The following is a 13409-nucleotide window of genomic DNA, read 5'->3' as shown; positions in this document are numbered from 1 at the left end:
CAGGGGGGACCCTGTGGGAGAGTAGGACGCCGCCGAACTCCTTTTCGGGAAAGCCCCGTGTCCGTCAGGACACGGGGCTTTTTCGCGTTCCCGAAGATATGAACCGGGCCGGGTACGAGGTTGTATGCCGGGACGCGGACCGCCGCAGCGGCCGGACGCTCAGAGCCGCCCGGCCGCCTTGAGCGCGAGGTAGGCGTCGGCCAGGGCAGGCGCGAGGTTGTCAGGGGTCGCATCGACGACCACCGCGCCGTGCCGCTGAAGCTGTTCCGCAGTGCGGAGCCGCCTGGCTTGGGCCTGTGTGGCCGCTGCCGCTTCGTAGACCGCGTCCACTGTGCCTCTCGCCCCTGCCATCTTCTCGACGTGGGGGTCGGCCACGGAAGCCACCAGCACGGTGTGGCGTTGGGTGAGACGACGGAGTACAGGAAGCAGTCCTTCCTCGACTGGGGCCGCGTCCAGGCCTGTGAACAGCACCACCAGGGACCGTCGAGGCGTGTCGGCTAGTACGGCCGCGACGAGGCCCCGGGCATCCGTTTCCACGAGCTCCGGCTCGATGGGGGCCAGGGCGTTCACCATGGCCGGGAGCACGTCCCCCGCGGACCGCCCCTGAACCCGTGTGCGTACGCGGCGGTCGTAGGCGAGGAGGTCCACGCGGTCGCCCGCTCGCGTGGCCAGCGTCATCAGCAGAAGGGCCGCGTCCATGGCGGCATCGAGCCGGGGCACGTCCCCGACACGCCCCGCCGACGTCCGGCCGGTGTCCAGAACGAGGAGGATGTGACGGTCCCGCTCGGGGCGCCACGTGCGTACGGCAACGGCGGACTGGCGCGCAGTGGCCCGCCAGTCGATGGACCGGGTGTCGTCGCCGGGTACATACGCGCGCAGGCTGTCGAACTCCGTGCCGTCACCCCTGACGAGGATGCTGGTGCGGCCGTCGAGCTCACGCAGCCTCGCGAGGCGGGACGGCAGATGCTTCCGGCTGGTGAAGGGCGGCAGGACTCGTACGGTCCACGGAACCTGGTGGCTGCCCTGCCGGGCGGCAAGGCCCAGAGGACCGAACGAGCGGACGGTGACCTGCTCGGCCCGGCGGTCGCCCCGCCGCGACGGCCGCAGAAGGGTGGTCAGCCGACGGCGTTCGCCAGCCGGGACCGTGAACGTGTGGCGCGAGGAGTTTCGCTTCGCTCCCGCGGACCAGCTGCTGGGGGGCCAGGCATCGCGCAGATGCGCGCGCAGCCGACGGCGGGAAGGGTTGATTACGGTGAGTTGCACGTCGACCGTTTCGCCGAGTCGAACGCTTGTGTCACCGGACCGGGTGAACTGAAGTGTTCGCACTGGCGCTGCCAGGGCGTAGTCGCAGAGAATTGCCAACGAGAGCGGTGCGTTGACTACCAGCAAGCCGGTCCAGCTGGGCGCCAGAATGCCTACGGGGAGTGATCCCAGGGCGGCCAGCAGGGCGGTGCGTCCGGTCAGGGCCACGGTCACCGCCTCATCGGGGTACGGGGGCGTGGGCGAGGACGGCTGTGATGACGGAGTCGGGGGTGACACCCTCCATCTCCGCCTCGGGCCGCAGTTGGATGCGATGACGAAGTGTGGGGAGTGCCAGGGCTTTCACGTCATCCGGAATGACGTAGTCCCGGCCGGTGAGCCAGGCCCAGGCACGTGCGGTCGACAGCAGAGCGGTGGCGCCCCGGGGGGAGACACCGCGGGAGAGCGAGGGGGATTCGCGGGTGGCACGACAGATATCGACGACATAGCCGACGATCTCGGGGGAGACCGTGGTCCGGGCGACCGCGTTACGGGCGGCCGCCAGGTCGGAGAGGCCGGCTACGGGGCGTATGCCCGCCGCATCGAGGTCGCGCGGACTGAAGCCCTGAGCGTGACGGGTGAGGACACTGATCTCGTCTTCCCGCGAAGGCAGGGGCACTGTCAGCTTGAGGAGGAACCGGTCCAGCTGGGCCTCGGGCAGTGGGTAGGTGCCTTCGTATTCGACGGGGTTCTGCGTGGCGGCCACAAGGAAGGGGTCGGGCAGTTGCCGAGGGGTTCCGTCCACCGTGACCTGACGCTCCTCCATGGCTTCAAGGAGGGAGGACTGGGTTTTGGGAGGGGTGCGGTTGATCTCGTCCGCAATGAGCAGATGGGTGAAGACGGGACCGGGCTGGAATGAGAACTCGGCGGTGCGGGCGTCGTAGACGAGTGAGCCGGTGACATCGCTCGGCATCAGGTCAGGGGTGAACTGGACTCGCTTGGTGTCGAGTTCGAGGGATGCGGCGAGCGCCCGAACCAGCAGGGTCTTGGCGACCCCGGGGACGCCTTCGAGCAGGACGTGACCTCGGCAGAGCAGGGCTACGACGAGCCCGGTGACGGCCGGGTCCTGGCCGACGACGGCCTTGGCGATCTCTGAGCGCAGCGCTTCCAGAGAAGCGCGTGCTGCGTCGCCGTTGCCGAGGGACTCGGTGACTTCGGCGGACACCGGGGGCGAGGCGCTCATGACGTGCGTACCTCTCTTTCGAGGGAGTCGAGACGGTCTGCCAACTGGACGAGAGCGGCGTCGTCGGACGGGGCGGGGCCGAAGAGCACGGTCTGGGGGCTGTCGTCGGTGCTGTTCAGGCGGGCAGAAAGGGCATGGACGAGCACGGAGGGGGAGTGAGCGTCATGTGGGGAGACGCCGATGAGCGGGGCGATACGGGTGCGGGTGGCGGAGCGCAGAGAGTCGGCAGCCCGGTCGCGTGCGTTCGCCTTGCGGTAGAGGCGGGCGAGGCCCTCGGTGGATTCCGAGGCGCGGACGGCCACGGGCAGGTTCTCGGCCACCAGGGGCCCCAGGCGGCGGGCCCGCCAGAGGGCGGCGAGCACAGCGGCCAGCGCGAGCTGCAGGCTGGCCCACAGCCAGCCCCCGGGGATCAGGTCACCGATACTGAGGTCGGCGGTGCCGGTATCAGGGCTGCCACCGCCGCCCTCGGCGGCAGCGGGGAGATCGGCGAGCGAGGGGAGGTACCAGATCAGACGAGGGCGGGAACCGAGGAGTTGCAGGGCCAGGGAGGCGTTGCCCTGATGGGCCAGCCTGGCGTTGTGAAGAAGGTCGGGAGAGCCGAGGAGTACGGTCTCGCCCGGTCCCCGCTCGACCAGGAGCATGGTGGGGAGGCCGCCGTCCGGGAAACAGCCGGTGGCGTTGCGTCCGTGCGCGGCATAACGGAGCCCTCCCGTCTCGGCACGTCCGGCACTGCGGGCGGCGGGCAGGGAGCATGCGGGAGTGCGCGCGGCCACCGGCCCGGCGGGCTTCGCCGTGACGCCGGGGGCCAGAGTGCGCAGGGACGGGGTGTCCGCGGCCAGGAGTACGGTGCGGCCGGCCGATGCGTCTGCTGCGGCGCGGAGCTCGTTCCGCTGGCCGGGGCTCAGCAGATTGGGGGCGGTGACGAGCAGGGTGGCGTCGGGGCCGAGACCGGCGGTGGCGTCCGCGAGCGTGGTGGCCACGTGGACGGAGACGCCGCGATCCCTGAGCAGTTCTGCGACAGCCCGGCTGCCGTAGGGATCGGCGGAGCGGGGGTCGAGGCGGCCGTGCTGGTCCCCGGAGCGGAAGGACGCCAGGGCGACCCCGGCGGCGACGAGCACGAGAAGGGCGAGGAGCAGGCCGCGGACACGGGTCCAGATCTGGCGAGGGGTGAGGGCCACCGAGGTGGGAGCGGCGCTTGCCCCGGTCACTGGGCCACTCCTCGGGCCGCCGCGGTTGCCAGGAGCGGCTTGGCGGCATCGAGGTCGACGTCCAGCGTTCGTAGGGACAGATATGCCGGCTGGTCGGCGGTGCGGCCACCGTATGTGACGTCGTCGAAGGCCCTGGCGGCGGCGCGGAGCCGGGGTGCGTGTGCGGGAAGCCAGGTGCCCGCCTCGTCGGCCGCTTCGTCCGCGGTGCGGCCGGAGCGGGGGTCCAGCAGGGCACGCTCCTCCAAGGACCGGACGATGGCGCGCATCCGTTCCTGGACTGCCTCGTTCCAGCGCTGCGCGGCGGCGTGGTCCTCGGAGGCCTGCCGGTACTCCGCCGCGCTGCGGGGGCGGTCGTCGAAGAGGCCCGGCGCGGATCGCGCGGTGCGATGCGGAGTGCCCAGCCGCCACCGGAGCGCGGCAGCCAGGCCGATCACGACCAGCACGAGCACGACCAGGCCCCCGGGCGCGGCGCGGGAGGCCGTGTCCAGGAGATCGCTGATCCAGTCCCAGAGTGTGTCGAGGCCCCGCTGGAGCAGGTGGGGATCGTTCTCGTGGTACATCGGTTTGGACAGTTCGCGCTCTGCGGCCTCGCGGGCGGGAACGCGTGGGGTGTCCACGGGCGTCCCGCCGCTCGCGTGGATCAGTAGCCGTGCCGCTGTGGTGCCCCCCGCCCCCGACACGGCATCAGCTCCCGGTGTCGTATCCGGGCAGGCCCGCGGCCCGGCCGAGTTCGAGGTCGAGCGCTTCGCGGCGGATGCGCTGATCGACGTAGAGCAGCACCGTCACGCCTGCGGAGAGTGCGTAAGTGATCATCGAGATGATCACGCCGCCGATACCGGAGATGATCAGGAAGGGCCAGCCGAAGTCCGCGGAGTTGGTCATGAAGGCGGATCCGGCTTCGTTGCCGTCCGAGGTCACCGCGATGACGCCGAGCGGAATGCTGATGATCAGCGCCACGATCAGCGCCACGATGAGCGTCAGCAGCGTGGTCAGCGCCAGGATGCCGAAGATCCGCCACCAGGCGCCCTTGACGAGCTTCGCGGAGCGGCGCATGGAGGCGATGACCGGCTGCCGCTCCAGCATCAGGGCCGGAAAAGCGAGGGCGAAGCGGACCATCAGCCAGATGAAAGCGGCAAACCCGGCCACAAAGCCGAGGAGGGCGAGTCCGGCCCCCGCGGCACCGCCAGCGAGTATGCCCGGAAGCATGCCCACGGCCATGACGCCGGAGCCGATCAGCACCAGCAGCAGGATCAGCCCAAGCAGCGGAAGAAGCCTGGGGCGGGCTTCGGCCCAGGCTTCGGAAAGGGATACCGGGCGGCCCAGCACCGAACGGCTGACCACCACGGTCAGCAAGGATGTGCTGATCAGAACGGCGATCATGCTGATGAGCAGGGACGGTACGTCGTAGAAGGCGGCCGACTGGGCGTCGTCGACGACCTGTCGCAGCGCTTCCGGCCCGGTGGCGTTCGGGTCGATCGGCTTGGGCGCCGGCAGCAGGAAGCGTTCGATGGCGATGGTCGCGGTCTGGGCGAGCACGGACACCGTGAGGGTGATGCCGAGAGCGGTGCGCCAGTGGGTGCGCATCGCGGAGACCGCCCCGTCGAGGATCTCGCCGACGCCGAGGGGGCGGAGCGGGATGACGCCGGGCTTGGCCGCAGCGGGGGGCTGCCCCCAGCCAGGCCCGTACGGTCCGCCGCCCCAGCCAGGTCCCTGCGGTCCGCCGCCCCAGCCCGCCGGGGGCGGAGGGGCGCCGGGGCCCGTGCCAGGAGGGCTCGGCGGGGACCACTGTCCGGCGGGCGGCTGGGTGGAGGACCCGCTGCCTGCCGGGCCGCTGCCGTCGAGGGGCTCGGAGGGACGGGGGACGCTGGCGCCCTGGCCCTCGGAGGGGGCGGATCCGGGCGAGGCCCAACCCGGAGTGTCGTTCATTCGCGCTCCTTCACGGTTCCGCCCGCTGATCGGGGCGGCAGGCTGGCAGCCATCGTGCCACGCGCCGCTCCGGTACGGACCGGTGCTCCATGTCCTTCCGTACCTTCATCTGCGGGCGGCTCAGCGGGCAGACTGGGCGGATGGCTGATCAGAACGAGCAATCGCCGGTGGGCAGTGAGCCTCCCGCGCCTCCTGTACTTCGTTGGGTCGAGCCCCCGGAGGGGCCCGCGCTGGCGATTCTCGACCAGACCCGACTGCCCTCGGAGGAGGTCGAGCTGGTGTGCGCCGACGTGCCCGCCCTCGTCCGGGCGATCCGGACGCTCGCGGTGCGGGGCGCCCCCTTGCTGGGCATCGCGGGGGCGTACGGGGTGGCCCTCGCGGCCGCGAAGGGGGACGACGTGGCGCTGGCCGCGGAGCTGCTGGACCGGGCGCGGCCCACCGCGGTGAACCTGGGGTACGGGGCGCGGCGGGCCGCCGGGGCGTACCGGGACGCGGTCGGGAAGGGGGCGGACGCGGAGCGGGCCGCGGCGGCGGTGCTGGCCGAGGCCAGGGCGCTACACCGCGAGGACGCCGAGGCCAGCGGGCGTATGGCGCGGCACGGCCTCGCCCTGCTGGAGGAGTTGCTGCCGGGGGGCGGTGGGCACCGGTTGCTGACCCACTGCAATACGGGGGCGCTCGTCTCCGGCGGGGAGGGCACGGCCTTCGCGGTAGCGCTCGGGGCGCACCGGGAAGGGCGGCTGCGGCGGCTGTGGGTGGACGAGACCCGCCCGCTGCTCCAGGGTGCCCGGCTGACGGCGTACGAAGCGGCGCGCCACGGAATGCCGTACAGCCTGCTCACGGACAACGCCGCGGGTTCGCTCTTCTCCGCGGGAGAGGTGGACGCCGTGCTCATAGGGGCGGACCGCATCGCCGCCGACGGATCGGTGGCGAACAAGGTGGGGAGCTACCCGCTGGCGGTGCTCGCGAAGTATCACCACGTACCGTTCATCGTGGTCGCCCCGACCACGACCGTGGATCTGGGCACCGCGGACGGCGCTTCGATCGTCGTCGAGCAGCGACCGGCGACCGAAGTGACGGAGCTCACATCTCCGCAGGCCGGAGTGGCGGGGCAGGGCGCCGCGGGGCTGCCCGTGGCACCAAGGGGAACTCCCGCGTACAACCCCGCGTTCGATGTCACGCCGCCGGAGCTGGTCACGGCGATCGTCACGGAGGAAGGGGCGGTTTCGCCGGTCACAGAGGCCGGACTGGCAGCGTTGTGTGCCAGGTCATCGCAGGTAACGATTAGCTAATGGGATGATGTCGAATATGAAGGGACGCGTCCTTGTCGTCGACGACGACACCGCACTGGCCGAGATGCTCGGGATTGTGCTGCGTGGTGAAGGTTTCGAGCCGTCGTTCGTAGCGGACGGTGACAAGGCACTTGCCGCATTTCGTGAGGCCAAGCCGGACCTGGTCCTGCTGGATCTCATGCTGCCCGGTAGGGACGGCATCGAGGTCTGCAGACTGATCAGGGCCGAGTCGGGTGTGCCGATCGTCATGCTCACTGCCAAGAGCGACACGGTCGATGTGGTGGTGGGTCTGGAGTCAGGGGCCGACGACTACATCGTGAAGCCGTTCAAACCCAAGGAGCTGGTTGCGCGTATCAGGGCACGTCTGCGTAGGTCCGAGGAGCCGGCACCGGAGCAGCTGACCATCGGTGACCTGGTCATCGATGTGGCAGGGCACTCGGTGAAGCGGGAGGGGCAGTCCATCGCCCTCACCCCGCTGGAGTTCGACCTGCTGGTCGCGCTCGCCCGTAAGCCGTGGCAGGTCTTCACCCGCGAGGTGCTGCTTGAGCAGGTGTGGGGCTATCGCCACGCCGCTGACACCCGGCTGGTGAACGTACATGTCCAGCGGCTGCGCTCCAAGGTGGAGAAGGATCCTGAGCGTCCGGAGATCGTGGTGACCGTCCGCGGCGTCGGTTACAAGGCCGGACCGAGCTGACATGCCCCCGAGTAGCGCTGCTCCGCAGCCCGGGGAGCCGGGAGCCCGTGCGGAGCGGGCTGCCGGACCAGGAGACAAGGCGTTCCGGTTCGGGCGCCTTCTGCAGGGCGGCCGGTTGTTCCACGACCGGGCGCCCGGTGGCCCCGTGCCGCGCCTGCTGATGCGATGGGTGCGGCGTCCGCTGCTTCCCGCCGTACGGCTCTGGCGGCGCAATCTCCAGCTCCGGGTCGTCGCTGGCACGCTGCTCATGTCGCTCGGGGTGGTGCTGCTCCTCGGGCTGGTCGTGATCGGGCAGGTACGCAACGGCCTGCTCGAGGCCAAGGGCAAGGCCGCCCAGACCCAGGCGGCGGGTGGTTTCGCCGCGGCCCAGGAGAAGGCGAACGCCCCGCTCACCCCCGGTGGCCAGCGCGGTGACCCCGCGGACGGCGCCACCGCGAACAACTCCTGGCGGACCGAGCTCGTCGACCAGCTCGCCAGCGGTGGGAAGAACGCCTTCAACGTGGTGGCGCTCAGCGCCGACGAGGGAACGCGCGCGCCGCGCGGCTCGGGCAGCGTGGAGGCGGTGAGCATCCCGCAGCGGCTGCGGGACGAGGTGAACAAGGGGCCCGGGGCGTACCAGACGTACTCCGAGATCCAGTACGCCAACGGGCAGCCGCCGCAGCCAGGGCTGGTCGTGGGCAAGCGGCTCTACGACATCGATCACAACCCGTACCAGCTCTATTACCTCTTCCCGCTGTTGCAGGAGGAGAAGTCGCTGACGCTCGTCAAGGGCACGCTGGCGACCGCCGGGCTCTTCCTGGTCGCGCTGCTCGGCGCCATCGCCTGGTTCGTGGTGCGGCAGGTCGTCACGCCGGTACGGATGGCGGCCGGTATCGCCGAGCGGCTGTCCGCGGGCAGGCTGCAGGAGCGGATGAAGGTCACCGGCGAGGACGATATCGCCCGCCTCGGCGAGGCCTTCAACAAGATGGCGCAGAACCTTCAGCTGAAGATCCAGCAGCTGGAGGAGCTCTCCCGGATGCAGCGGCGCTTCGTCTCCGACGTCTCCCACGAGCTGCGGACGCCGCTGACGACCGTACGGATGGCCGCCGACGTCATCCATGAGGCGCGCAGCGATTTCGATCCCGTGACGGCGCGCTCCGCGGAGCTGCTCGGTGATCAGCTCGACCGGTTCGAGTCGCTGCTCTCGGATCTGCTGGAGATCAGCCGGTTCGACGCGGGTGCCGCTGCCCTGGAGGCGGAGCCGATAGATCTGCGGCAGGTCGTACGGCGGGTGATCGGCGGGGCCGAGCCGCTGGCCGAGCGCAAGGGCACCCGGATCCGGGTGGTCGGCGACGAGCAGCCGGTGATAGCGGAGGCCGACGCCCGGCGCGTCGAGCGTGTCCTGCGCAACCTCGTGGTCAACGCCGTCGAGCACGGCGAGGGCCGTGACGTCGTGGTGCGGATGGGGGCGGCGGGCGGCGCGGTCGCCGTGGCCGTCCGGGACTACGGCGTGGGGCTCAAGCCCGGCGAGGCGACGCGGGTGTTCAACCGCTTCTGGCGGGCGGATCCGGCCCGCGCGCGGACGACCGGGGGCACCGGTCTGGGGCTCTCCATCGCGGTGGAGGACGCCCGGTTGCACGGCGGGTGGCTGCAGGCGTGGGGCGAGCCCGGCGGCGGTTCGCAGTTCCGTCTGACCCTGCCGCGTACGGCGGACGAGCCGTTGCGCGGGTCGCCGATACCGCTGGAGCCCGAGGACTCTCGGGGCAACCGGGAGCGCCGCGAACGGCCCGCCCTGCCGAGGACCGGGAGCGAGCACCGGCTGACGGCCGTGCCGAACCAGCCAGGCGGCGAGGACAGGCTTCCCGGGCCGCCCCGGGCCCCTGCCGCGCCTCGGACGGCGCCCGCCTCGGTGCATCCGGCGGCCCTGCCCGGGAGCGGGGCGCGCGTGGTCGCACGCCATGCCGAGGAGCGGCCGGGCGGCGAATCGGACACGGTGGTGCAGGACCCGGAACGGGGAGGGACGAATCGTGGGCACTGACCCTCGCGGCGAGGGCAGGGGGCGGGTGCTGGGACTTTCCGCCCTGATCGGATGCGGTGCGGTGCTGCTGTCCGCGTGCGGCTCGATGCCGGTCACCGGGGACGTGAAGGCGGTTGACGCTTCCCAGCCCGGGGACTCCCAGGTGCAGGTGTACGCCGTCGCCCCGCGTGACGACGCGACTCCCAACGAGGTGGTCGACGGCTTCCTGGAGTCCATGACCAGCGATGACCCGCGCTTCAGGACGACCCGTCAGTACCTGACGAAGGGGGCGGCGGCGGCTTGGAAGCCGAACGCCTTCATTACGGTGCTCACCAAGGCGCCGACCAGGAAGGACCGCCCGCTGCGCGGCATCGACCGCAACCTCACCGAGGTCACCTACACGCTGACCGGCGAGAAGGTGGCGACGGTCGACGCCCAGAACGCCTACCAGCCGGTCGCGCCCACCGGCTACGAACAGACCCTGCACCTGGTGAAGGAGGAGGGGCCGGACGGCAAGGAGTGGCGGATCGATCACGTACCTGACGGCCTGCTGCTGGGGCAGTCGGACTTCCGGCGCCTCTACCGTTCCGTGAACAAGTACTACTTCGCGGCCGGGCGGTCCGAGGAACAGCCGACGCTGGTCGCCGACCCCGTCTACCTCCGCAGCCGGACGGACCCCGTCACGGGGATGGACACGGTGACGCAGTCCGTCCGCAGCCTGCTCGCGGGGCCGACCGACTGGCTGCGCCCGTCGGTGGCGACCCGGTTCCCGCCCGGTACGGCGCTGAAGAAGGGGGTCACCTCGCTGACGCCCGACGACCGCAACGTGCTGAAGGTGCCGCTCGACAAGAAGGCGGACGGCGTCGGGCAGCGCTCCTGCCGCATGATGGCCTCGCAGATCCTCTACACCCTGAAGGACCTGACGTCCGCGCGGGTCGAGCAGGTCGAACTGCAGCGGTCCGACGGCTCCGCCCTGTGCCTGCTCGGTACGGACCAGGCGGAGGAGTTCGCCCCCGACGGTTCGTCGAGCGGGCCGGACAGTCAGTACTTCGTCGACGACAAGGGGCACGTCGAGCGAATACCCGGGAGCACCAAGGGCAGTGGGATACCGGAGCCGGTGTCCGGCCCGTTCGGTGACGGGCCGGTGCGGATGGGCGCGGTGGGTGTGGCCCGGGACGAGCAGTCGGCGGCGGCGGTCTCGCATGACGGAACGTCTCTCTACGTGTCGTCCATCGTCGCGGACGAAGGGCTTCCCGAGGCCTCGGTGATCAGCCACGCCCGTAAGGAGAAGGACCGGCTGTCGACCCCGAGCTGGGACGCCCGGGGTGATCTGTGGGTGGCCGACCGCGATCCCGGCAACCCGAGGCTGCTGTGGCTGCCCGGGGGCACCGGCGAGCAGCAGGAGGTCGCCGTGCCCGAGCTGGGCGGTGGCCGGATCGAGGCGGTGCGCATGTCCGCGGACGGGGTGCGGGTCGCCCTGCTGGTGAACGAGGACGGGCGCAACACGCTCAAGATCGGCCGGGTCGAACGGAGCGGACCGGCGTCGGCGCGGAAGGTGTCCGTGGTGGACCTGCGCCAGGCGGCGCCGCAGCTGACGGATGTGACGGCGATGTCGTGGTCGGGCCGCAGCCGTCTGGTGGTGGTCGGCAAGGAGCAGGACGGCGTGCAGCAGGTGCGCTATGTGCAGGCGGACGGTTCGACGTCCGCGTCGGGTGTGCTGCCGGGGGTGAACCAGGTGTCGTCGGTCGCGGCGGCGGACGACGAGCAGCTTCCGCTGATGGCGGCCACGTCCAGCGACGGGATCGTCAAGCTGTCGCCGGGGGACAACTGGCAGACGGTGGTCAAGAGCGGGTTCTCGCTGGTCTACCCCGGCTGACGGTGTCCGAAGGGGCGCTGGGGTGCCCGGGTGGGGCACTCCAGGGCACCGGCGGGCCCGGCCCGGGTTTTCCACAGGGGTGGCCGGTTCGCCGGGGGAAGCGCACAGTGGGGTCATGCGGGGGTGGTGGCGGGAGATCTCCGGCCTGGTGCTGCCGGTGTCCTGCGGCGGCTGCGGCAGGCCGCGCGTGGAGCTGTGCCCGGAGTGCCGCGCGGAGCTGTACGGCGGGGTTCCGCGCCGGGTGAGCCCCGTTCCCGAACCGGCGGGGCTGCCGGTGGTGCACGCGGCCGCCGCGTACGAGAACGCGGTGCGGGCGGTGCTGCTGGGCCACAAGGAGCGCGGTGAGCTCGGGCTGGCCGGGGCGCTCGGTACGGCGCTGGCGGGTGCGGTACGAACGGGTGCGGTGCGGGCGGGGGCCGTGGCCGGTTCGCTGCTGCTCGTACCGGTGCCGTCGGCGCGGCGCGCGGTGGCGGCGCGGGGCCATGACCCGACGCGGCGGATCGCGCTGGCCGCGGCGCGGGAGCTGCGGCGTGACGGCGTCCGGGCCCAGGTGGTTCCGGTACTGCGGCAGCGGCGTGAGGTGGCCGACCAGGCGGGGCTGGACGCCCGGCGGCGGCAGACGAACCTGGCGGGGGCACTGGAGGTCGTGGCCGGGGGCGAGCGGCTGCTCACGGCCGGACGGGTGGTGCTGGTGGACGACCTTCTGACGACCGGAGCCTCGCTCGCCGAGGCGGCGCGGGCGGTGCGGGAAGCCCGGGACGTACCGCCGGGAGCAGGGGAGGCGCGGGGGGCGCGCGGGCCGCTCGGCTCTGTCCGGGACCGCGGCGGGCAGGCGGCTGTTGTCGCAGTATCTCCCTCGGCCTTCGAAATAAACCGGAACTCTCGGTGAACTCCCTGCGTTGCAGGTAATGAGTAGGAAAAACAGCCCGATCGGAGGTACGTGCGAGTAGCGGGTGCCGACATCCGGCCAGGCAGGCTATGTTCGGTTGTGAGGAATGGCGAATGCCAAACCTCGCCGAATGCACCGCCAGGTTTCGGGCAGGCAACACACCAGTAGTCCAGACACTGGAATTCGGTGGGGCCGAGGTTCCACCGCTGGGGGAGGAGGAGGTGGAAGTCACCGAGTCCGCGGCTCCGGTCGTCACCGGAGCCTGGTGCAAAAGGGAGATGCTCCGCCGCTGAGCGGAGCGATCCGGGAACGGAGTTCTGCGTGGACATCGTCGTCAAGGGCCGCAAGACCGAGGTGCCTGAGCGGTTCCGCAAGCACGTGGCCGAAAAGCTGAAGCTGGACAAGATCCAGAAGTTCGACGGCAAGGTGATCAGCCTCGACGTCGAGGTGTCCAAGGAGCCGAATCCCCGTCAGGCCGACCGTTCCGACCGGGTGGAGATCACGCTCCGTTCGCGTGGCCCGGTCATCCGGGCGGAGGCGGCCGCAGGCGATCCGTACGCAGCACTGGACCTGGCCACCGGCAAGCTGGAGGCGCGGCTGCGCAAGCAGCACGACAAGCGCTACAGCCGTCGGGGCAGTGGCCGGATTCCCGCTGCGGAGGTCGCCGAGACCGTGCCGGGGGCGGCGTCGTTCAACGGCGAGGGAGATCTGGTCGTCGATGAGACGACCGATTCCGTGCCCACCACCAGGATCGGCTCGCTGGAGGTTCAGGGCGAGGGTCCGCTGGTGATGCGCGAGAAGACGCACGTCGCCGCGCCGATGTCGCTTGACCAGGCGCTCTACGAGATGGAACTGGTCGGGCACGACTTCTATCTGTTCGTCGACTCCGAGACCAAGGAGCCCAGTGTCGTCTACCGGCGGCACGCCTACGACTACGGCGTCATCCACCTGAGGACCGACCCGCTGGCCGCCGACGAGGCGGGTGGCGCGGGCGGCGCGCTCGGCGGCTGATATCCGTCCTTCCGCGGGTGCCCCTGGAGTGCCTGTGC

General features: G+C 71.2%; 11 protein-coding genes. 6 read left to right on the top strand and 5 right to left on the bottom strand.

Annotation, left to right across the window (positions count from 1 at the left end; translation table 11 throughout):
• Positions 1-159 precede the first annotated feature (159 nt).
• From ACFVWY_RS30850 to ACFVWY_RS30830, 5 genes are read right to left on the bottom strand one after another with little or no spacing between them, the layout of a single operon-like run.
• Entirely contained in the window at positions 160-1470 is a 1311-nt protein-coding gene (locus tag ACFVWY_RS30850; protein WP_389878137.1) for a DUF58 domain-containing protein, read from the bottom strand.
• 10 nt (positions 1471-1480) lie between these two features.
• Positions 1481-2482: an AAA family ATPase gene (locus tag ACFVWY_RS30845; protein ID WP_389878127.1), complete on the bottom strand. Its 1002-nt coding sequence runs from the start codon at positions 2480-2482 to the stop codon at positions 1481-1483.
• Positions 2479-3690, bottom strand: coding sequence for a DUF4350 domain-containing protein (locus ACFVWY_RS30840; protein ID WP_389878125.1), 1212 nt, complete (start codon positions 3688-3690; stop codon positions 2479-2481). Before ACFVWY_RS30840 ends, ACFVWY_RS30845 begins: the two co-directional genes overlap by 4 nt.
• A complete protein-coding gene (locus tag ACFVWY_RS30835; RefSeq protein WP_389878123.1) occupies positions 3687-4370 on the bottom strand; it encodes a DUF4129 domain-containing protein in 684 nt (227 codons plus the stop codon). The genes ACFVWY_RS30840 and ACFVWY_RS30835 overlap by 4 nt, the downstream gene beginning before the upstream one ends.
• Before the next feature lie 4 nt (positions 4371-4374).
• Positions 4375-5616: a hypothetical protein gene (locus tag ACFVWY_RS30830; protein WP_389878121.1), complete on the bottom strand. Its 1242-nt coding sequence runs from the start codon at positions 5614-5616 to the stop codon at positions 4375-4377.
• 140 nt (positions 5617-5756) lie between these two features.
• Between ACFVWY_RS30830 and mtnA the strand changes: the two genes are divergently transcribed.
• From mtnA to hpf, 6 genes are all read left to right on the top strand, one after another.
• Positions 5757-6905, top strand: a complete 1149-nt coding sequence (gene mtnA, locus ACFVWY_RS30825; protein WP_389878119.1) for an S-methyl-5-thioribose-1-phosphate isomerase — start codon at positions 5757-5759, stop codon at positions 6903-6905.
• A gap of 4 nt (positions 6906-6909) precedes the next feature.
• Positions 6910-7599, top strand: coding sequence for a two-component system response regulator MtrA (mtrA, locus tag ACFVWY_RS30820; RefSeq protein ID WP_389878118.1), 690 nt, complete (start codon positions 6910-6912; stop codon positions 7597-7599).
• Between the two features lies 1 nt (position 7600).
• Positions 7601-9616, top strand: a complete 2016-nt coding sequence (gene mtrB, locus ACFVWY_RS30815) for an MtrAB system histidine kinase MtrB (RefSeq protein ID WP_389878117.1) — start codon at positions 7601-7603, stop codon at positions 9614-9616.
• An 85-nt stretch (positions 9617-9701) separates the two neighbouring features.
• Positions 9702-11471 carry an LpqB family beta-propeller domain-containing protein gene (locus ACFVWY_RS30810; RefSeq protein ID WP_389878135.1) on the top strand — a complete coding sequence of 590 codons (1770 nt, stop codon included), beginning with the start codon at positions 9702-9704 and terminating at the stop codon, positions 11469-11471.
• Positions 11472-11586: 115 nt separating this feature from the next.
• Entirely contained in the window at positions 11587-12360 is a 774-nt protein-coding gene (locus ACFVWY_RS30805) for a ComF family protein (protein ID WP_389878115.1), read from the top strand.
• A 321-nt stretch (positions 12361-12681) separates the two neighbouring features.
• Positions 12682-13371, top strand: coding sequence for a ribosome hibernation-promoting factor, HPF/YfiA family (gene hpf / locus ACFVWY_RS30800; protein WP_389878114.1), 690 nt, complete (start codon positions 12682-12684; stop codon positions 13369-13371).
• Positions 13372-13409: the final 38 nt, after the last annotated feature.

It is taken from the genome of Streptomyces sp. NPDC058195, from assembly GCF_042883525.1.
Lineage (GTDB): Bacteria > Actinomycetota > Actinomycetes > Streptomycetales > Streptomycetaceae > Streptomyces.
This window is presented reverse-complemented; position numbering and strand designations above follow the sequence as displayed.

Coding starts and splice junctions, on each gene's coding strand:
- ACFVWY_RS30845 (WP_389878127.1), bottom strand. CDS start 2,482: ATGAGCGCCTCGCCCCCGGTGTCCGCCGAAGTCACCGAGTCCCTCGGC.
- ACFVWY_RS30830 (WP_389878121.1), bottom strand. CDS start 5,616: ATGAACGACACTCCGGGTTGGGCCTCGCCCGGATCCGCCCCCTCCGAG.
- mtnA (WP_389878119.1), top strand. CDS start 5,757: ATGGCTGATCAGAACGAGCAATCGCCGGTGGGCAGTGAGCCTCCCGCG.
- mtrA (WP_389878118.1), top strand. CDS start 6,910: ATGATGTCGAATATGAAGGGACGCGTCCTTGTCGTCGACGACGACACC.
- mtrB (WP_389878117.1), top strand. CDS start 7,601: ATGCCCCCGAGTAGCGCTGCTCCGCAGCCCGGGGAGCCGGGAGCCCGT.
- ACFVWY_RS30810 (WP_389878135.1), top strand. CDS start 9,702: ATGCCGGTCACCGGGGACGTGAAGGCGGTTGACGCTTCCCAGCCCGGG.
- ACFVWY_RS30805 (WP_389878115.1), top strand. CDS start 11,587: ATGCGGGGGTGGTGGCGGGAGATCTCCGGCCTGGTGCTGCCGGTGTCC.